Origin of the sequence: Streptococcus sp. CF8-6, assembly GCF_024295845.1 — a bacterium.
Taxonomy (GTDB): Bacteria; Bacillota; Bacilli; order Lactobacillales; family Streptococcaceae; genus Streptococcus; species Streptococcus oralis_BO.
Genome location: NZ_JANCOF010000006.1, coordinates 1 through 20137 on the forward strand (window position 1 = coordinate 1; position 20137 = coordinate 20137).

A 20137-nucleotide genomic window follows, 5' to 3' on the forward strand; every position below is an offset into this window, starting at 1 on the left:
ATAAGCGTCAGCTGAGAAAGGCCAAATACGAAAAATAGGTAAGAGAAGACAGCACTCATTTTGAAAAAAAGGCGATATTTTTTCATAATAAATCCTCTATAGATGTATGTGTATCACATCGCATAAACCCTCAGAACCACTCTTTTCATGTTTACATCCTAAAAATCACTACCTCCCCTAGAGAACTAAGGAAGGCAGTGATCACATTTTTAGGAATTAGGAATGAATACACGAAATCAATCGATCTTATGATTTTTTGTTTTTCAAGAATTCGTCGTATTGTTTTTGCATTTCGTTCAATACTTTTTCGTAGGCACCTTCAGATTTCAATTTTTCCATCAATTCTGGAATAGCTTTATCTGGGTCTACAGTACCAGTGTTGATAGCTGTATCGAATTGTTGCATTGTGTTAGAAATTGCTGAGATTTCAGATTTCACATTGTCAGTGTTAAAGATGAATCCAAGTGCTGGAGATTCTTTAGCTTCTGCCAATTGTTTCTTAGAATCGTCGATTTGTTGGTCTGTAACGTTTTCGTTGATGTAAAGAATCCAGTTGTTACCAGTGTTCCAACCTGACATGTGAGTGTTTCCTTTGTAGGCATCAAGGACGCGTACACGGTTTTCTTTACCTTCAACTTTTTCCCAGTTCTTGCCTTCTGGACCGTAAACAAGGCCGTTCAAGAGTTCTGGGTTTGTGTTCAAGAGATTCAACACTTCCATTGATTTTTCTTTGTTCTTAGAGTTGTTTGAGATGACAAAGTTAGCAACTTGTGTTGTTTGGTTTTTCTTGATAAAGTTAGTGATTGGTTTGATTTGGATATCTTTGTTAGCAACACGTGAGAGCAAGCTGTTACCGTAGTCAGCTGGTCCTACTGTTTCTTCACGAACGAACCAAGTATCTTGTTGAAGGTCAAATGAAGTGTCGCTTGTTGCTACGTCTTTTGGAATGTATCCAGCTTCATAGAATTTGTGAAGAGTCTTCAAGTGTTCTACGAAACGAGGTACTTCGTAACGGTTTACGATCTTAGTAGTGTCTCCTTCAAGGTCGATAACAAATGGAAGTCCGTTTGGTACTGGGTAGTCAAAGTTATCAGATGGGATAAAGTTCTTCGTAACCGCAAATGGTACTACGTCTGGAGCTTTTTCTTTGATTTGTTTCAAGACTGGTTCAAGTGTTTCGTATGAAGTGACACCTGAAATGTCAATACCATATTTTTCAAGAAGAGTTCCGTTGAAGGCAAAGTTTTGAGATGATGCAACGTTAGCTGCAACTGGTACTGCATAGATCTTACCGTTTACAGTGTTCCCTTTGATGTAAGCTGGGTCAAGTGCTTTGTAAAGCTCTGCTCCTTCTTTTTTATACAATTCTGTCAAGTCAGCATAAGCACCTTTTTGAGCATTTACGACATAGTTAGATGCAAATGCGATATCATAGTTTTCACCAGATGATGTGATAACAGACATTTTCTTATCATAGTCACCCCATCCAAGGTATTGGATATCCAATTTAGCACCGACTTTTTCTTCGATGATTTTGTTTGCATTTTCTAGCAATTCATCCAAGTTGTCTGGTTTGTCACCGATTTGGTACATTTTGATTACAGGTTTTTCACCTGAAGTAGTATCTGCAGCTTTTTTGTTGTTACCTGTAAGGTTTCCACAAGCAGCAAGACCAGCAGCCAAAGCGACTACGCTAGCAGATGCAAAAGCATATTTTTTCCAGTTTTTCATGATAAAAACTCCTTTTTTTATTTTTAAACTTATAAACGATTTAATGATTTGTAACTTCAATCGCTATGATGAAGTTGGGAAGAGAGAAACAGTGTTTCTCAGCAAGTGCTATTCTTTCACACCACCGATTGTCAACCCTTTAACAAAGTAGCGTTGGAAGAAAGGATAGAGAATCGCGATTGGAAGGGTTGCAACCACAACCATGGCCATACGACCTGTTTCTTTCGGTAGAGCAACTCCCAGTTGACCAGATAGGCCGACTGCTTTTGCAATGTAGTCCATATTTTGCTGGATTTGCATGAGCAAATATTGCAATGGATACAAGTTGTCACTCTTGATGTAAAGAAGGGCGTTGAACCAGTCGTTCCAGAAACCAAGAGCTGTCAAAAGCGTGATGGTTGCGATACCTGGAAGTGACAATGGCAAACAGATCTGGAAGAAGATCCGGGCTTCACTGGCACCATCGATACGAGCAGATTCGAGAATGGCTTCTGGAATGGTCTTCTTGAAGAAGGAACGCATCAAGATGATGTTGAATGGTGAGAGGAGCATTGGAACAATCAAGGCCCAAACGGTATCACCCAGTTGAAGCAGGCGAGTGACCACGATATAGCCTGGTACCAAACCAGCATTGAACAACATACTAAGAAGAGCAAAGATTGTAAAGAATCTGCGGTACTTAAAGGTTGTCCGTGAGATGGCGTAGGCATAAGTTGTCGTGATGAAGACGTTGGTCACTGTTCCGACTACGGTTACAAAAACTGAGATGAAGAGTGCTTGGAGGATCTTATCTTTAAACTGAGCTAAGAACTGGAATCCATCTACACCAAATTTCGAAGGGAAAAAGCTATATCCATACTGGAGAATGCTCTTTTCGTCTGTCACCGAAATGATGATAACGAAGATAAAGGGCAAGATACAAGAAAGAGCGACCAAACCAGAGATGATACTAAAGAAGATATCTGCTTTCTTACTGAAGGAGTGAATGCCGACATTATCGATTTTTTCTTTTTTAATTTTCTTTTCTGCCATATTCTCCTCCTTTCTAGAACAAAGCTGAGTTTGGATCGACTCGTCTTGCAAGCAAGTTTGATAGGATAACCAGAATCAAACCGACTACGGATTGGTAAAGACCGGCTGCTGAAGCCATACCGATATCTGCTGTCTGAGTCAAACCATTAAAGACATATACATCCAAAACGTTAGTTACATTGTAAAGCTGACCAGCATTGTGTGGGATTTGATAGAAGAGACCGAAGTCTGCGCGGAAGATATTTCCAACTGCAAGGATGGTCAATACAGTTACAAGCGGAGTCAACTGAGGAATGGTTACGTTGCGAATGCGTTGCCACTTGCTAGCCCCGTCCACTGTTGCTGCTTCGTAGTAGGTTGGGTCAATCCCCATGATCGTCGCATAGTACATGACACTGCTATATCCAAAGCCTTTCCAAATACCTAGGAAAAGGAGAAGGTATGGCCAAATGCCTAAGTCAGCGTAGAAGTTGACTTCCTTCATGCCAATGGATGTTAGAAAATGGTTGAAGACCCCTTTGTCAATGTTTAGGAAGGCATCTGTAAAGAAACTGATGATAACCCATGACAGGAAGTAAGGGAACAACATAGACGTTTGGAAAATCTTAACCATTCTCTTAGAGCGAAGCTCGCTGAGGATGATGGCAATCCCTACTGATACAATCAAACCGATAAAGATAAAGCCGAGATTGTAAAGAACGGTATTTCGAGTGATGATAAAGGCATCTTTTGAACTAAACAAGAATCTGAAATTATCTAACCCGACCCATTTACTATTCACAATACTATCTATGAAACCATTACTGGTCATATGGTAGTCTTTAAAGGCGACCACATTCCCAAATACTGGAATGTAAAAGAATAGAATCAACCAGAGTGCCCCTGGTAAAACCATCAAGAGAAAGATCCAGTTATCTCTCAAGGTCTTTGAAAACTTTTTCATACTTTCCTCCCTTTTTATTCCTAAAAACTGATTTCATCGAATTTTTAGGTTTGATAACGATTACATTATTAGTATACTCCTAATTGATGGCTAGGTTAAACTACTAATTATAGAAAAAACTCCACAAATTATTTTATGTGGAGAAGTTTTTTATAAGAAATGGGTTTCACGAGAAACACTCTGACTCGGAAAAGATGCCTTTAAGTCGTATAAATCGTTGAAGCTGTCGCAATGGTGTGCCACTGGTTAGCTGTGGTGGCTGCGAAATCCTTGTCTGCGTAGAAGTCAGTAAATGGTAGGATTTCAACTTCTAGCTCGTCAATGCGCTCAATTTGTCTTGCCAGATAAGCCTCGATGCGGCTTTCTGCGCGTTTGATGCGTTGCAAGAGTCCGCCCATACGGATATCAACCGTATCCAAACCAAAGACCTTGTTTTCTTTCAACCATTGACGGCTAAAGAGGGTATGGAAATGTTCGATTTGGCTTCTAAGTTTTGGTAATTCTTGTCTTGCGATTTCTTTCAAACTTTCTTTATCACCCGCTTGGTAGGCCTGACGAATGCGTCGTCCCACATCCACTTTACTACTTAAAATCTGGTTCAACTGGGCCTGAGTTTCAAAGAGATAAGAGTAGGCGCCAGCTTTTTCTTTGATTTCAGCAAGCGTCTCAGCAGCCTGAGCGAAGTGCGGCTTGTCCTGTTCAGGTGTCATGTGCTGGTCAAGAATCGGGCAAAGAACATCCTGATAAAAGACGTAGCGGTTGGGATTGATCCCGCTGAGATTGCCTGGTAGGTCTGGCAAGAGATTAGCTAGGTCAATCTGCATAAAGTCCTCAACCGAAAGACCTGTATTGGTCTTGAAGTGAGCAGACAAACGATCTAGGTCATTGCGGTAGCTTAGTTCTGCCCAGATTTGCAAGCTGGGTAGGATAGAGAACTGGGCTGTCTCGCCACCATTATCCCCCCAACCCGTCACGATGACTTCTTTGATGTCATTGGCACGACAGGCTTTATTGGCCTCAATAGCGATGAGACAGCTGAAATGGTTGTTGGGTGTGAATCCAATCCACTTCCAAGCACCACCTGCAAAGGCAATATCTTGGCTAATCTTGTGATGGTTGCGGAAATTGCGGTTGTATTTTTCCTCGCTATCCTGATAATAGTCCCAGTAAACCAAGGTCACACGGTCTTTGAGACGATCTAGGTACACGCGAGTTTCCTCAGGAATTTCCACATCACGGTCGTACTGGCCATCTGCTGACATGAGTTTGAAAAACATGTCACTCCACATTTGGCAGTGGAAACCATACTTATCGGCAATATCCAGCACGCGCTCCAAGTGTTGGCACATGAGGAGACTACGGTCCACAACACCGTTCAATATCAAGTAGCGTCCCAAACCAACCAAGTGGGCTTCGTCCATACCGATATTGACCTTGCGAGTCTGCAGTTTAGACAGAGTGGCAAACATGCCATCAATCAGGTCATAAACCTTTTCTTCGCCGATAAGGAGAATGTCCTCTACATCACGGAGTTCTTGCACTTCTTTGACACCCCATTTGACAAAGGCTGATAAGTGAGCCAAGGTCTGGATGCATGGGACAAAGGTCATATCAAACCGCTGGGCATAGGCTTCGATTTCCTGCAACTCCTCTGCTGAATAGGCTCCGCGGAAGTACCCAAAATAAGACTGCCCCTCAATCTGGTAGGTGTCTTCCATGTAAAGCTCAAAGGTTGAATAACCCATGAGAGCCAAGACCTCAATCATCTGCTTGGCAGAAGCCACATTCAGCACCGCATTTCGGGAACAGTCTGCCATGTAGGCCAACTCTTCATAAGCTGCCTGCTCCTCAATCGCTACTTTGTCACCTTCTACTAGAGCTGTTGCTAACAAGGACAAGGCGCGATAGAGTTGGTGAGGTTTGTCATAAGTCAGGTGATACTGTCCACTTTCACCCTTGATAGAGATAGAGGCTTGATCAGACTGAGCGACTGCAACTTCCACATCTGGTAAAGAGATATGTTTTGTCAGCAAGTCGATTGCCTGAGTTTGCTTGGGACTAAGTCCTGTAAATGTTACCACTGATTTTCCTCCTGTAGCCAGTTGACAAGGGCACCGTAGAGATTGGCATCTGCATGATAGGTGCAGGCCTGGATAACAGGTGCGACCGTGTATTCTTCGTAGGTTTCGACAAATTCATCGACAGCTTTTTTGACCCCTTGGATAAAGTCTGGGTTTTGACTGATGGAGCCTCCCAGACTAATGACATCTGGATCGATGAGATACTGGATATTGAGCAAACCTTGCGCCAGATTGCGGTTCATGCGTAAAATAGCTTCTTGACAAAGAGCATTACCAGCTTCGGCCTCTTGGTAAACCTTGCGTCCGTCCCAGTCAGTCTGACCAGATTTTTCAATCACGTATCGCACCATATTTCCAGTTGACGCTAGTTGCGACCAGTTGTTGAGTTTTTCAGCAGGTGTAATGGTTGTCATGTAGCCAAACTCTCCCCCCAAGCCGTGGCGACCTCGGTGAAGTTTGCCATTGATAATCATGGCACCACCGATTCCAGTCCCAATCACGACACAGGCTGCATTTTCAATTTCTGGGTGAGCCAACAGTTCACTAAGTCCAACACAGTTGGCATCATTTTCTAGATGGACAGGTAGCTGATGATGAGCAAGGGCCTCATACCAAGAAAAACCGTGGATATAAGGTACAGCACTAATTCCCTCAATCACACCTGTTTCTTGATTGACCGCGCCTGGAACGCTCATGGCGATTCCACTATAATCTTGCTCTGCCAAGCGTTGGTCTAGCCAAGCTAGTAAATCCTCCAAACTTTCTGGCGTCGGAGTACTTGTCTTATCTAGTATTTTTCCATCAGAAGTCAGACTGGCAAACTTAATTCCAGTCCCTCCGATATCAATGGTTGCAATGGTCATTGTTCTTTACCGTAAAAAGGGGCGAATCAGCAGTTAGTCCTTACTCTTTCGCCCCTCCTTTCTATCTCATAGTATTAGTTATCAAACACTTCAAAACTGTTAAATGTCTTCTTTTTTAATCAATTCTGTGCGAATTTCTTGTGGTGCTAAGAGTCCTGAATGAACGGGATATGGTCGCTCAAGTAAGTTCAAAATGGTTTGTTGGTGTTCTGATATGCGAACATTTTCTTGACTCATATTGTAGTAACGGAGGACATATCCTTCTTCATTTTCCGCCACTTTAAAGGCTGTTGGGCAAACTTGTGGTAAGCTGAGTGTCGCATGACTCAAGAGGCTACCAGTAGCAGCAACACTTCCTTCTTGTTTAGCAACTTGAAGACTAGTGAATGGTGTTTGGAAGGCTTTGGCACGACGGAAGGCTGAGAAGCGTTCCCCTGCTTGGTGGCATTCGAGAGCAAACTCGACTTCAAACTCGCGCAAGCACTGAGCTTCTGGTGTTGGGAAGTAACCCCAGTCACCTAGCTCACCTGAGGCACGAAGAATGGTCACAGCAATGGTATCGTCTCCAAGGATTTCATACTCGTGCAGTCCTTTATTGGCCACTGTCACCCCTTTTTCATCATCATACAGGCTGACGAAGGCTTGTTGGTGTTGAGGATTTTCAGGATTTTCCCAAGAAGCAGCTGGTTTGTTTGGTCGTGTCACCACCTCATAAATGCTTTCCGAATCATTGCTTGGACACGTATTATGAGTCTTGACCAAGAGACGGATACGGTGGTCCTTAGCGGTGTTGGTAAAGCGAGTCTTAAAGCGGATTTGTGGATTGTCAACAAAGACGGTCATCTCTGTTTCCAGAGGAAGGGTTGTCAATTCTTCTGAGCGCCCAGCTTCACGCGTCATAAACTCGATGATGCCTCTTTGTTCTGCATCCAGTTTTTCGTCTGCACTTACTGGAATTGTCAATTCATGCTTGAGCAAGATCTTGGTAAAACGAGCTGTATTTTCCAAGACTTCACAGCCTTTTAGCTCGGCGTAGATAGGCTCTGTTCCTTTTGGTTGGAAGTAGATATACTCATTTCCGATATCACCACGGTCTTCAAAGCGAATAACATCTTCATAAGCTTCATGAGTTGTCTTGTCGTAGACTGTGATAGTTTCATCCACACTGACCGTTACAAATGGCGTATCAATCACTCCGTTTTGGTAAATACCGTCACGGTGTTCTTGTTCTCCTTCAAGCAATTGGAAGGTTGTCCAAGAAAGTGGTGCCAGGTGAACAGGTACTGTTACGCGCACTTGTCGAGCGATACGAGCTTGGCGGAACTTGTCTTTTGGCAAATCATACTCAAAGTTAGCTCCCAGATCTTCGATTTTCGCTTCTACAGCATGCCCCTCCAAGTCTTCGACACGGTAGCTTGGCAAGGTCAAAGCTGCCATCTTCTTATAGCCTTCTGTTGGGTGCAATTCTTTGAAATCACAAACCGCCACATCAATCACGGTGCTGACAGTGTCAACCTTGTCGTGCAAGCCTGTGTTGATGACCGTAAAGAGATGATCGCTTTGGGCTTCGTGGGTTGCGATTTTGCCCTTCCACTCGTTGAGAAGATTGGTCTTAACGAAGTTTACGACTTGGTTGACCTTAGCAAAACGTGTCTCCATCTCGCGGTGAACTTCGTCAACACTACAGCCACAGATACTATCATGGGGAGCATTTTGTAGAAGCACTTTCCAAGCATAGGTCAACTGGTCCTTGTGGTTGTGGCCGCCAGTGATGACAGTCAATGGCTCCACCACTTGCTCTAGGAGGTTGCTATTTTCTTGGAAGGCTTGTTTGAGGTAAATGCGTGATGAAGAAGTATTAGCAAGCGTGTACCAACCATCTGTTTCCTGACTTGTCAACTCACCTGTAACCGTTGATAGCTGCTCTGGTAGAGCACTTTCTACTGCGTGGACATAGTCATCAAAGGAACTATGCACAAAGGTCACATCTGGGAAGAGTTCATTGGCCACACGAATGGCTTCACTCAGATTCCTCTGTACAGGCTGGTGGTCACATCCGTTCATCATCAACCATTGATTGGTCGAAGCGTAGTCACGCACGTCTGACAATTTTTGTTTCCAGAAGGCCAGGGCTTCATCCTTGTCAACTGGGATTTCATTCCCATTACTATACCAGTTGGCAAAGAGGATACCGAGGACACGACTTCCGTCTGCACCCTGCCAGTACATCTCTGAAAACTGAGAAGTAAACTGCTCATCCTCGAGGACTTGGTTGTCAAATCCAATCGGCTTGACACCACGGCCAAAGGCTGCCACGTGAATGCCTGATTTTTGAAGGATTTGAGGAGCTTGTCCCATATTTCCAAAGGTATCTGGGAAGTAACCAACCTGGGTTGATTTGCCCCATTTTGCACATTCTGCTTGACCTATCAAGGTATTGCGAACATTGGCTTCGCTGGAAATCAAGTAGTCATCCTGCAAGATGTAAAAGGGACCAATTTTGAGTTTGCCTTGGTCGATGTAACCTTGGACTTTGTCGCGATTTTCAGGACGAATTTCTAAGTAGTCATCAAGGACAATGGTTTGACCATCCAAGTGGAAGCTCTTGAACTCAGGATCATTTTCAAAAAGGTCAAAAAGATTGTCAAATAATTCCACCAACTGCATACGGTGGCTTTCAAAAGGTAAGTACCACTCACGGTCCCAGTGACTGTGTGAGATAATATGTACAACAACATTTTCCATGAAGTAAAACCTCATTCTAAATTTAAATTTTTATTTCTATCTAACTAAAGAACTGACTAGCGAATATCTAGATAATCCAAGACTAATTCACAGAACATCATGTTGGCCCAAGAGAACCATTCACGAGAGTAGAGCGTTGGGTCATCCACGTGGAAGCTTTCGTGCATAACACCTGTACCACCATCGCAAGCAACCAGCTGATCCAGCAAGAATTTCTTCTCTGCCTTATCTCTTGTTGTCAAGCCTTGGATAGAAAGGGCAATAGGCCAAATATAGCGATAAAAGGTATGGGAACTTCCGAGACCACTAGCGTATTCTCCTTGGTAGAAATATGGATTTTCTGGGCTCAAAATGGTACGACGAGTGGCTTGATACACTTCGTCTTCAATGTCGCAATAACCCAGATAAGGCGCAGCCAACAAACTTGGTACGTTTGGATCATCCATGATGCTAGCATTTCCTAGACCATCCACTTCAAAGGCGTAAATCTTTTCACCCTTGCTGTTAGTTGTGTAAGCGTAATTTTCGATGCCTTCTTGGATTTCAGACTGGAGACGCTCAGCGTCTACCATGATGTTTTGGCTATCAGCTATATCCAGTTCTTCAAAGATTTCTTGCACATAGCCCAAGACAACTACTGCAAACATATTGGACGGAATCAAGTAGCTATACTGGCAGCAGTCATCACTCGGTCGGAAAGCTGACCAGGTCATACCTGTCACTGCAAAGTCAGGTCCAAATCCATCATTTACCAAGGTGTCTTCTTTTCGATCTGTGTCGCGGACAAAACGATAAGGTGAGTTCTTGTGGTCTTGTTCCACTGTCCAGAGATGAAGAATTTCCTTGGTCGCTGCGACAAAAGTCTCATCAAATTGACTGGTCTCGCCAGTCTCTTTCCAGAGGAGATAAGCCAACTGCAAAGGATAGCAAAGCGAGTCTACTTCATACTTACGCTCCCAAATCCAGCCATTAAGGTCTGTGTGGTCAGTCTCATGGTGACCCTTCCAGTTTTCCTCAATATTGAAGGAATTGGCATAAGGATCCTTGAGCACCAAAGTCATCTGACGCTTGACCAAACCTGCAATGGTCTGACGCAAGAGAGGATCTCTTTTAGCCACGTGCAGGTAGGGTCTGAGTTGGGCTGTCGAATCCCGAAGCCACATAGCAGGAATATCCCCTGTCAAGACAAAAGTTGAGCCATCTTCTAGAATCTCGACCGTATTGTCCAAGGTGTCTGTATAGCAACGCTCAAAGACATCCACCCACTCGGGATGGTCCTTAGCCCGCTCCGCTACTTGGTCTAGCCATTCTCTAACAATTTCTTTCGAATAAACCATAGTATTTTTTCCTCTTTCAAACAAGTTTCATGTTCAGTATAAAAAAAAACGCCTCCAAAAGATATACACAAACTAAAGGCGTTTTGAAACAAACTTATGAAAAAAAAGTTGGGGCTCTCCCCAACTTTTCTATTCACTTTTCTTTTCTTCGTAAACCTTATAACCTTCGGTAGCCAGTTCAGCTTTTAGACCTTCTAAATCTTTTGATCCCCAACTTGATACTTTAGAAGCAGCATCAAGATCAAGATTATTGTCCTTCAAAAGGTAAGCTTGATAACCATAGTATTTGTAACGAACTTCTTTTGAATTGCCACTTGACCAAGTTACTTTATAAACTGTTATCAACGAAACTTTCCCATTTGATTTTTTATTCTCTTCTGGGATGACTTTCAAATAACTGCCTTGTGACTCTAAAGTGTAGGTGCTAAAGGAACTATTTTGATTTTCAGACTTGCTGTAGTCATCATTCTTTTTCAGAAGATCCGCAAAGTTCTTCACATCTTTTAAGTCTTTCAACCCTTCAACAGTCACCTCGACCTTATTGTTGTCAACAACTTTTCCTTTTGATTTTAACTCATTGATATAGGTCGCACTAACAGTAAGAGTAACTGTATCTCCGTTCTTCAAGTTTGTCGGACGTTTGTTATCTTCAAAGTTGAAATAGTCGTCTTTATTAGGATTTTCTGTAATAGACGCTATACCATACCCATTAAATCCAGTAAATGTCACAGGAGTTTCTTTGAGCAAATCAGCCGTTGATACCTTCTCATATTCTTTCAAGTTTTCAACTTTGAAAGTTTTCTTTTCAGCTTTAAATGGTGAGTTCTTTGAGCTTGTTGTTACGGTGAATGTAACTTCGTCCCCATTTTTGAGACCATTTGTTTTGTCAAATTCATAATGGACACTACTAATCATCGCTTCTGCTTGCATCAATTTAGACGCCAACTTGCCATCTCTTGACACTTCTGCGTAAATAATAGGGTCTTTTTTAGCCAAACCAGCTGCCTGATCCTTATTAAAGCCTACTTTTTGGTATGCTATTTCTGCTACTTTCTCAGCAATATCTTGACTATTATAAGTTACCGTTCCAGATTCTTCATAACCTGAAAACTCAACTTTGACGTCGCCAATTAAGCTTTTTGGTTGTGACTGGATAACATTGTATCCCACAAATGCCACAATAATAACGGCTACTGCCACAAGAGCTGCAATGATTTCTTTGCGTTTCGTTGCAAACAATCCTTTGGTTTTTTCAACGACTTGTTGAGCCGAAGCCTCAGCTGAAGCTTTTGCATCTTCTTTCTGTTCTGGCTTAGAATCTTTCTCTTCCACCACTTCTTCAGATTGGTCATCTTTTGCTTGCTCAGAAGCCGTTTCTTCCACAGTTTCTGGTTCTTGAGTATCAACTGACTCCACATCCTCTACAGGCGTGTTTTCAACCTTCTCTACAGATTCTTCGTTATTCACATTATTTACCGAATCACTCATAAAAAAATCCCCTTTTCTTTTTTATTGTCTCCATTCTAACAAAAGAATGAATATTTGTAAATTATTAACCGAAATTTATAGGGGCATTTACTTTTTAAAATTCGGTTATTGGCAATTTCATGTTATACTAAACAAAAACCTCTACAGAAAGCTTTTTTATGAAACCACTACTTGAAACCATCGATACCCGCTTTGGAACTGCCAGCAAACATGCCTTTTCTCGGGGGAATACCCTGCCTTACACGGGCGTTCCTTTTGGGATGAATTATTTTGTTCCCCAGACTAGTGACCAGGAGGGAGCTTGGTTCTTTGATCCACATATGCCCATTTTTCAGGGGATTCGCTTAACCCACCAGCCCAGCCCTTGGATTGGGGACTACTCATGGTTCCTTCTGACACCTGTCACAGGTCAGCCTGGGGGAAACAGTCTCTTTCACCGCCAGTCTTCTTATGATATAGATAAAGCTTGCTTCCAGCCTCACTATTTGAAACTCTTTTCTCTGCGCTATCAGATTGAAACCCAGCTGACACCGACTTGCTATGGTGCTTCTATTCGTTTAGAGCAAAAGCAAGGCAAAGCCCTCTCCCTCTATCTTCACGCAGCAGATGAACTGACAGTAGAACAAATAGATAAGCGGACTCTTGCTCTGCGTCAAGAGGGAAAAACAGAGACCAACAAAAATCCGCTGATACTGTTTACTGCCCTACAAATGAACACGGATATTCTTGCTGTCAGCCAAGAAGGTGGAGACTGGCGAATTGACTTAGCAGACAGTCATGCTGAGATCCAGCTAGCAACTTCTTTCATCTCGCCTTCTCAAGCTCTGCTTAATCTACCTCAAGAAGATTTTGATAGCTGTAAAGCAAGTGCAAAAGCAGATTGGGAAGAACTCCTCCATCGTTTTGACGTTATCGAGACTGGAGAGGCTGACCGAACCTTCTTTGACCACTGCCTTTACAGACTCTTCCTCTTCCCGCAGACTTTTTATGAGGTTGATGAATCAGGGAAAGCCATCCACGTGGATCTGGCTACTGGTACTGTCAAGCCCGGTGTCCTCTTTAGCAACAATGGTTTCTGGGATACCTTCCGCACCACCTTCCCCCTCTTTGCCCTTGTCATACCAGAACACTATCACCGCTTTTTAGAAGGTTTCCTCAATAGCTACCGCAATACCGGATTTCTTCCAAAGTGGCTAGCTCCAGATGAACGTGGCATGATGCCTGGTACTCTGCTAGATGGCGTTATCGCAGATAGCGCCTGCAAGGACATGGCTCCCGATTTAGAGAAAGAACTCCTCCAGGCTATGCTTAAAACAGCCACTAAGTCCGACCCTCTGAGGATCAATGGTCGTCACGGACTAGCCCAATACCAAGAGCTGGGCTACCTCTCTACCGACCACCACGAAAGCGTCAGCCACACCCTAGACTATGCCTATAGCGACTTTTGTATCGCCAGCTGTGCCGAAAAGCTTGGTCAGAATGACATCGCGGAAACTTATAGAACTTCGTCCCAAAATTACCACCATCTATTTGACACTGAAACGGGCTACATGCGAGCGCGAGACAATCAAGGAAACTTTCGCCCTGACTTCTCTCCTTATAGTTGGGGACGCGACTACGCCGAATGCTCAGCCATTCAAGCAACTTTAGGGGTCCTCCACGACATCCCAGGTTTGCGACAACTTATGGGCGGAAAAGAAGCCTTTAGCAACTATCTTTTGAAAGCCTATCAGGATGCTCCCCTCTTTGAGACGACTGGTTATGGTTACGAGATTCATGAAATGAGCGAGATGGCAACAGCTCCCTTTGGACAACTCGCCATCTCTAACCAGCCTAGCTTCCACATTCCATATCTCTTTCGCTACAGCGACTACCCTGACTACACTGCTATACTCATCAAAACCTTGCGTCAGAAAGCCTTTCACCCAAGCTGGCAAGCCTATCCTGGCGATGAAGACAATGGCAGTCTCTCAGCCTGGTACATCTGGTCAGCTCTTGGATTCTACCCGATCTGTCCGGGCAAACCCAGCTATGATCTCGGAATCCCTCTCTTTGACCACCTCCGTATCTACCTGGCTAAGGAAAATAAATGGTTGGATATTCATACTGAGCAAAACCACAGCCATTTCAACTTTGTCAAAGAATGCCGACTGGACAAGACCCCAGTATCTAGCATCCAACACCAAGACCTCTTGAAAGCTGAGCAACTGACCTTCACCCTCAAATTCAGATAAAAGTCCAAGGTTTTATCTCCTGCAAAATACAAGGTTGGTAGCGTCAGCCTTTTTTGAGTCTCGCCAACTTGAAACGCAAGGACTTGAATCTCGTCCCGATAAGCGACACCATGCACACCTGTCCCTGGTTGAATCGAAATCTTAGCTTCCAAAGGACTGCTAGATTTTCTTCGCTTCACTGTAAAGTGGACATTTTCTCCCTTGGTCACAGCCAGACTTTTTTCTGAGAACTCTAGTTGCTGAACAGCTTCTTTTTTCGACAAGGTAGGTGTTTTATAGAGCGAAATCTTGGTCAACAAAGGCAAAGTCTGCGCCTCTGTAATGGTCACACGTATCTTCTGCGCCTCAACGACTGATCCTCGTAAGAGACGTTTGTAGCCAACAGTATAGCCAGAACCAAACTCCTGCCAGACACCATCCAACTCTACCTGAACATGGAAAGCAGCGATGCGTTGCCCCAGCTTCAAATCTTCTCTCAGCTCGATCACATCAAAAGTTTTAGGTGCCCCTAAATCGAGCTCTAATTGGATTGGCAACTCTGCATCACTTGCCCAAGAACTGGTCTTCCGTCCATCTGTCAGATGAGAACAGGCAAAGTCTGGTGATAGAGCAGGGCCAGATACCGTGGCTCCCAAAGCCAAATCTTCTTTATATAGCTCGTCACGGTAGGCAGCAAATTCATACAGTCGCCGGATATCCTTTTCGTCAAAGAGTCCATCTTGGTTTGGCGGAATATTGAGTAAGAGAGGTGTACCCCGACCCACCGAGTGAAAGTAGATTTCGACCAATTCCTCGAGAGACTTGGGGTCCTGATCCTCATGGTAAAACCAGCCCGGCCGAAGAGAAACATCTGCCTCACCGATTGAAAATAGCGTCCCAAAGGGGTCTCCGTGCTGTAGATAATCTAATTCCGCCTCTGTCCCCAACTGGTCTGGCTTGACTTTTTGCCACAAGGGATCCCCTGCATAGCCTCGTTCATTTCCAATCCAGCGAATACTGGTCTCTTCAGTTGAGAAAATCAAACAATCGCCCTGCAAGTCACGAATGGTTTCAAACCAAGTCTCAAACTCATAGTTGACTTGCTGGGCCCCTTCCCCTCGAGCACCATCCATCCACACCTCAGTGAACTTACCGGCATTCCTATAGGCAGGATTTGACAAGATTTCCTTCAATTGAGCCAGATAGTAGACATTGTAGTCTGCTTCTCGGCCCACGTGATAGAGGGGACTGTGAGCATCCCAAGGAGACAAATACACTCCCATGTCCATGTCAAACTCAGTCGCAGCTTGGGAAACCTCAAGGAGCAAGTCCCCCTTTCCATCCCTCCAAGGGCTAGCCTTGACCGAATAATCTGTATGTGCTGTCGGGTAGAGCACAAAACCATCATGGTGCTTCACCACCAAAATCAGCTTTTTAAAACCCGTTTCTTTGAGTACCCGAACCCATTCACGCGCATCCAACTTGGTCGGGTTAAAACGCATAGGATCCTCTTGCCCACTTCCCCATTCCTGGTCATAAAAGGTATTGGGGCCAAAATGGATAAAGGCAGCTAGTTCATCCTCTAAATAATCCAACTGGGCCTGGCTTGGTAATGGTCCATGCGGTTTTATTTTCGTCATCATCTCACATCTCTTTCTCTTGTTCACAAAATTATCCACAACTTGTGGATAAGAAAACATTCCTAAAAACTAGTTTTTTCAGTCTCTAGCTCACCTGTCGCCCTAAACATACCTTTGTCAAATAGCTCTGTACTAGGATTTCTACTAGCTTTCCAGAAAGAAACTAATATACGGAACTATTATCAGGATACTTCAACACCCTGAGTTATATGTCATTTCCCCCTAGACTTATCCACAGACTGTGAATAAACTATTGTTCCAGACTGTTCTCTCCTTGACTATAACAAAAAGCGATAGCAGCGTCAATATGACTAAGATGACTTCCTAAATCCCCTGAAAAGATTCTATAGTTTGTACAATCGTAGCTTTTGTATTCGCCAGCTAGTGAGAATCAGCAAGTAGAAAATGACTGCTTTATCACATCGTGAACAGCACAACTGTGGTACTATAACACCCACAGCCTACTCAGATAATCGTTTCTAGCAAAAAATCCCGCAGATTTGCGGGATTCTCTCTTGCATCAATGCGCCAACATTTCTTGGGCGATTTCTTGTCCAGATAGGTTATCTGGGTAGTAGGTTGGCCAGTTATCCATCTCTTCAAAGAGGGCTTCTTGGCTAGTACCTCCAAAGAAGATATGGAAATGTTCTGCTTTAACTGGGGCGATATTGTGGTCACTAAACTGAACATACTTGAACTGTCCAGCGTCCGCATCTGTCGCTTCAAAGAGGAAGCGCACGCCACGATTGCCTTTTTTGTAAGTCAAGATTTTCTTTCCGACATACTTGTAGGTGAATTTCTTACTTTGTCCACCTTGAACAAATTCCATAGTATTATCAGTAATGTTGATCTTGGTCACATCTGTCTGGTAGCCTTTTCTATAGTAGGCCTTGTACTCAGCCTTGGTCATCTTGCCAGTCAACTTAGCCTTGTAGTCAAAGACTTGATCGAAGGTTCCGTCCTCAAGGAAAGGATAGACAGACTGCCAGTTTCCAGCATAGTCACTCAAGGTACGGTCTTTGACATCTGCATCCTCAAAGTAACCATTGTGAACTGTCTTGGTGTTCTCTTCCTTCTCTGGCTCGATTTCTGGTCCTTCTTGGTCCGTTGTCTGTTTCAAAGCCTTGAGGTTTTTCTCCATGATAGAGATGTAATTTTCTCCCGCCTTGGTGTCCTCTTCTGTCAGGCTTTCTAAAGGATTGAGGACATCTGTTTTGACACCTGCCTCTTTTGAGAGTGTATTAGCAAGAGCTTGTGAGGCATTTTCTTCAAAGTAGATATAAGAAATCTTGTTTTTCTTGATATACTCTGTCAATTCTGCCAGACGAGCAGCTGACGGTTCTGCATCTGGAGAGAGACCTGAGATGGCGACTTGTTTAAGTCCATAGTCCAAGGCAAGGTAGTTAAAGGCAGCGTGCTGGGTCACAAAGCTCTTTTGTTTGGCTTGAGACAAACCATCTGTATAGGCCTTATCCAAGGCTTGCAATTTTTCAATATAGGCAGCAGCATTCTTCTCAAAAGTCTCTTTTTTATCAGGATAGTCTGCTGACAAACTGTCACGAATATGCTCTACCAGTTTGATGGCGCGTGCTGGAGAAAGCCAAACGTGGGGATCGTAGTCGTGATGGTGACCTTCACCACCATGATCATGCCCTTCCTCTTCTTCCTCACCACCTGGCAAGAGGAGCATATCACCTGTCGCCTTGATGGTTTTCACTTTTTTCTTATCCAAGGATTCTAGCAATTTTGGAACCCAAGTTTCCATATTTTCATTTTCATAGACAAAGGTATCCGCGTCTTGGATTTTGGCAACTGCCTTGGCAGACGGTTCGTATTCGTGAGGTTCTGTACCAGCACCGATTAGAAGTTCTACATTAGCAGTATCTCCTGCGACTTGCTTGGTAAATTCGTAGACAGGGTAAAAGGTTGTTACGATATTTAGCTTCCCATCTGCCTGTTTTTGATTGGAACAAGCCACTAAAAACAGGGCACATAGACTAGCTAGTAGTAAGCTCAGTTTTTTCATTTCATTCTCCTATTTGATAAAACGTTTCAGTAGACTGACTAACAAAAAGACAGCTACAAAGATAATGGTGATACTAGCGCTGGCAGGGGTTTCCGCATAGTAGGAAATATAAAGTCCTGCCACCATTCCCAAAAAGCCAATAGCGCTGGCTAGTAACATAACGGATTTGAAGTTTTTCCCCAGACGAAGGGCAATACTAGCTGGCAAGACCATAATGGTCGACACCAATAGGGCTCCTGCTGCTGGAATCATGAGAGCAATCGCCACCCCTGTCACCATGTTAAAGAGGATAGACATAGTACGAACGGGCAAGCCATCCACAAAGGCCGTATCCTCATCAAAAGTCAGGATATACATTGGTCGCAAGAACAAGAAAGTCAAGAGTAAAACGACCGCAGCAATGACAAAGAGGAAAATTACCTGCTCCTGGCTAATGGTCACAATCGAACCAAAGAGATATTGGTCCAAACTCATGGAACTCGAACTTTTACCCTTACTCATGACGATAAGTGACACTGCAAGCCCTGTAGACATGAGGATGGCTGTCCCGATTTCCATAAAGTTCTTGTAAACCGTACGGAGATACTCCAGAAAGACCGCAGCAATCAAGACAATAGCAATGGTTGAAATAGTTGGAGAAATCCCCAAAACCAGACCAAAGGCTACACCTGATAGAGAAACGTGACTGAGGGTATCACTCATGAGACTCTGACGACGTAAGATAAGGAAGGTCCCAAGAACTGGAGAAAAGAGACTCATGGCAATGACCGCCAAGAAGGCACGCTGCATGAAGTCATAAGATAACAAACTAAGCATGGTCCACCTCCTGGTCGCTTTCATGAACGTTGAAACAACGCCATGGCGAGTCTTGATTGCGCACTAGATGGATATTGCGATCCGCATAGTCCTTGACCTCCTCAGGATCATGGGTAATCATCAAAACAGCCTTGCCATGATGGTGGGCACTATGGTGCATGAGTTCGTAAAATTCATTTTTGCTCCCTGCATCCATCCCTGTCGTCGGCTCATCCAGGACAAAGATATCTGGGTCAGAAGCAAACATCCGTGCAATAACCGCCCGTTGCTTTTGCCCACCAGAGAGGGAACCAATCCGTTTGTCACGGTGTTCCCACATACCAACTGAGTCTAGACTGGCCTTGATATGTTCCTCATCATGGGCGTTCAAACGACGGAACCAGCCCTTTCTAGGATAGCGACCCGACTTGACAAATTCATAAACTGTACTTGGAAAGCCAGCATTAAAACTGGCTATCTGCTGGGGAAGATAGGCTATCCTAAGCTTTTTCCCATGAGTATTTGTCTTTGAGATGGTTACCTTACCAAATCTTGGTTGCAAAATGCCTAGACTTGCCTTGATAAGCGTCGTCTTGGCAGCCCCATTTTCACCAGTCAGGGTGACAAACTCCCCACTATCAACACTGTAGTTGATGTGCTCGAGGACAGGCTCTTTGTCATAATAGAAAGACAAGTCCTCTACTGTAATATACCGCATTATTTGATTTCTCCTACTAAAGCAGTTAAAAACCGCTGGATAACTTCTTGTTCATTTGGAGTAAACTGACTTGCCACTTGTTCATAGGCTAAGAGCGTGTGTTCATGATGATGGTGGTGTTCTGCCGCTACTGGTCGAGCTAGCTCTGTCAGTTTATAAAAGATCACACGCGCATCCTTGGGATCTCTGGATGTCTCTAACATACCCTCTTTTACTAAAGACTTGATAGCCTTGGTCACTGCCGCCTGACTGACATTGAGACGACGGGCCAACTCCGAGTTGGTTAGGGATTCTTCGGACAAGAGCATGAGGATGTGTTCCTGAGTATTGGTCAAGGCAACGTCACTCGTGCAATGCCCGATTAGAATTTCATGCTGGTTCTCAGATCTCAAGATCACCTCGTTTAAAAAGTTATCGATTTCCTGTGCAAGCTGTCTCATGTGTTACTCCTTCCCTAGCTATCTTTTTCGTAAAAAAACATAGATAGCCACCGATTCTTTACTGGTTAATTATATCATAAACCAA

At 43.8% G+C, this 20137-nt stretch carries 13 protein-coding genes and 2 pseudogenes; 1 reads left to right on the forward strand and 14 read right to left on the reverse strand.

Annotated features, from left to right (window positions below):
- From NML69_RS08445 to NML69_RS08485, 9 genes and pseudogenes are all read right to left on the reverse strand, one after another.
- A pseudogene (locus NML69_RS08445) lies at positions 1 to 86 on the reverse strand (CPBP family intramembrane glutamate endopeptidase); the annotation flags it as partial.
- Between the two features lie 160 nt (positions 87 to 246).
- Entirely contained in the window at positions 247 to 1731 is a 1485-nt protein-coding gene (locus tag NML69_RS08450; RefSeq protein WP_254726337.1) for an ABC transporter substrate-binding protein, read from the reverse strand.
- Between the two features lie 108 nt (positions 1732 to 1839).
- The gene (locus NML69_RS08455) at positions 1840 to 2763 is read right to left on the reverse strand and encodes a carbohydrate ABC transporter permease (protein WP_084859687.1); all 924 of its coding nucleotides are present in this window, start codon (positions 2761 to 2763) and stop codon (positions 1840 to 1842) included.
- Positions 2764 to 2776: 13 nt separating this feature from the next.
- A complete protein-coding gene (locus NML69_RS08460) occupies positions 2777 to 3706 on the reverse strand; it encodes a sugar ABC transporter permease (protein WP_000714584.1) in 930 nt (309 codons plus the stop codon).
- A 200-nt stretch (positions 3707 to 3906) separates the two neighbouring features.
- On the reverse strand, positions 3907 to 5787 hold the full coding sequence (locus tag NML69_RS08465; protein ID WP_254726339.1) for a beta-N-acetylhexosaminidase: 1881 nt from the start codon (positions 5785 to 5787) through the stop codon (positions 3907 to 3909).
- Positions 5781 to 6650 carry an ROK family protein gene (locus tag NML69_RS08470; protein ID WP_084859689.1) on the reverse strand — a complete coding sequence of 290 codons (870 nt, stop codon included), beginning with the start codon at positions 6648 to 6650 and terminating at the stop codon, positions 5781 to 5783. The genes NML69_RS08465 and NML69_RS08470 overlap by 7 nt, the downstream gene beginning before the upstream one ends.
- Positions 6651 to 6749: 99 nt before the next feature.
- Positions 6750 to 9395 (reverse strand): alpha-mannosidase, encoded by a 2646-nt coding sequence (locus NML69_RS08475; RefSeq protein ID WP_254726341.1) that lies wholly within the window; start codon positions 9393 to 9395, stop codon positions 6750 to 6752.
- A gap of 56 nt (positions 9396 to 9451) precedes the next feature.
- The gene (locus tag NML69_RS08480; protein WP_254726342.1) at positions 9452 to 10732 is read right to left on the reverse strand and encodes a glycoside hydrolase family 125 protein; all 1281 of its coding nucleotides are present in this window, start codon (positions 10730 to 10732) and stop codon (positions 9452 to 9454) included.
- A gap of 129 nt (positions 10733 to 10861) precedes the next feature.
- On the reverse strand, positions 10862 to 12220 hold the full coding sequence (locus tag NML69_RS08485; protein ID WP_254726344.1) for a hypothetical protein: 1359 nt from the start codon (positions 12218 to 12220) through the stop codon (positions 10862 to 10864).
- Between the two features lie 158 nt (positions 12221 to 12378).
- On the opposite strand from NML69_RS08485, the gene NML69_RS08490 reads away from it, so the two are divergent.
- Positions 12379 to 14454: a GH92 family glycosyl hydrolase gene (locus NML69_RS08490; protein WP_254726346.1), complete on the forward strand. Its 2076-nt coding sequence runs from the start codon at positions 12379 to 12381 to the stop codon at positions 14452 to 14454.
- On the opposite strand, the pseudogene NML69_RS08495 reads toward NML69_RS08490, so the two are convergent.
- From NML69_RS08495 to adcR, 5 genes and pseudogenes are all read right to left on the reverse strand, one after another.
- Positions 14445 to 16073, reverse strand: a pseudogene (locus NML69_RS08495) (alpha-L-fucosidase); the annotation flags it as partial. The gene NML69_RS08490 and the pseudogene NML69_RS08495 overlap by 10 nt on opposite strands.
- A 520-nt stretch (positions 16074 to 16593) precedes the next feature.
- Entirely contained in the window at positions 16594 to 18099 is a 1506-nt protein-coding gene (adcA, locus tag NML69_RS08500) for a zinc ABC transporter substrate-binding lipoprotein AdcA (RefSeq protein ID WP_254726347.1), read from the reverse strand.
- Positions 18100 to 18108: 9 nt separating this feature from the next.
- Complete coding sequence (locus NML69_RS08505; protein ID WP_084922180.1) at positions 18109 to 18915, reverse strand: metal ABC transporter permease; 807 nt, start codon at positions 18913 to 18915, stop codon at positions 18109 to 18111.
- Positions 18908 to 19612, reverse strand: coding sequence for a metal ABC transporter ATP-binding protein (locus NML69_RS08510; RefSeq protein WP_001269482.1), 705 nt, complete (start codon positions 19610 to 19612; stop codon positions 18908 to 18910). Before NML69_RS08510 ends, NML69_RS08505 begins: the two co-directional genes overlap by 8 nt.
- Complete coding sequence (adcR, locus tag NML69_RS08515; RefSeq protein WP_235097510.1) at positions 19612 to 20052, reverse strand: zinc-dependent transcriptional regulator AdcR; 441 nt, start codon at positions 20050 to 20052, stop codon at positions 19612 to 19614. The genes NML69_RS08510 and adcR overlap by 1 nt, the downstream gene beginning before the upstream one ends.
- Positions 20053 to 20137: the final 85 nt, after the last annotated feature.

Coding starts and splice junctions, on each gene's coding strand:
- adcA (WP_254726347.1), bottom strand. CDS start 18,099: ATGAAAAAACTGAGCTTACTACTAGCTAGTCTATGTGCCCTGTTTTTA.
- NML69_RS08475 (WP_254726341.1), bottom strand. CDS start 9,395: ATGGAAAATGTTGTTGTACATATTATCTCACACAGTCACTGGGACCGT.
- NML69_RS08480 (WP_254726342.1), bottom strand. CDS start 10,732: ATGGTTTATTCGAAAGAAATTGTTAGAGAATGGCTAGACCAAGTAGCG.
- NML69_RS08505 (WP_084922180.1), bottom strand. CDS start 18,915: ATGCTTAGTTTGTTATCTTATGACTTCATGCAGCGTGCCTTCTTGGCG.
- NML69_RS08470 (WP_084859689.1), bottom strand. CDS start 6,650: ATGACCATTGCAACCATTGATATCGGAGGGACTGGAATTAAGTTTGCC.
- NML69_RS08455 (WP_084859687.1), bottom strand. CDS start 2,763: ATGGCAGAAAAGAAAATTAAAAAAGAAAAAATCGATAATGTCGGCATT.
- NML69_RS08450 (WP_254726337.1), bottom strand. CDS start 1,731: ATGAAAAACTGGAAAAAATATGCTTTTGCATCTGCTAGCGTAGTCGCT.
- NML69_RS08485 (WP_254726344.1), bottom strand. CDS start 12,220: ATGAGTGATTCGGTAAATAATGTGAATAACGAAGAATCTGTAGAGAAG.
- NML69_RS08460 (WP_000714584.1), bottom strand. CDS start 3,706: ATGAAAAAGTTTTCAAAGACCTTGAGAGATAACTGGATCTTTCTCTTG.
- NML69_RS08510 (WP_001269482.1), bottom strand. CDS start 19,612: ATGCGGTATATTACAGTAGAGGACTTGTCTTTCTATTATGACAAAGAG.
- NML69_RS08490 (WP_254726346.1), top strand. CDS start 12,379: ATGAAACCACTACTTGAAACCATCGATACCCGCTTTGGAACTGCCAGC.
- adcR (WP_235097510.1), bottom strand. CDS start 20,052: ATGAGACAGCTTGCACAGGAAATCGATAACTTTTTAAACGAGGTGATC.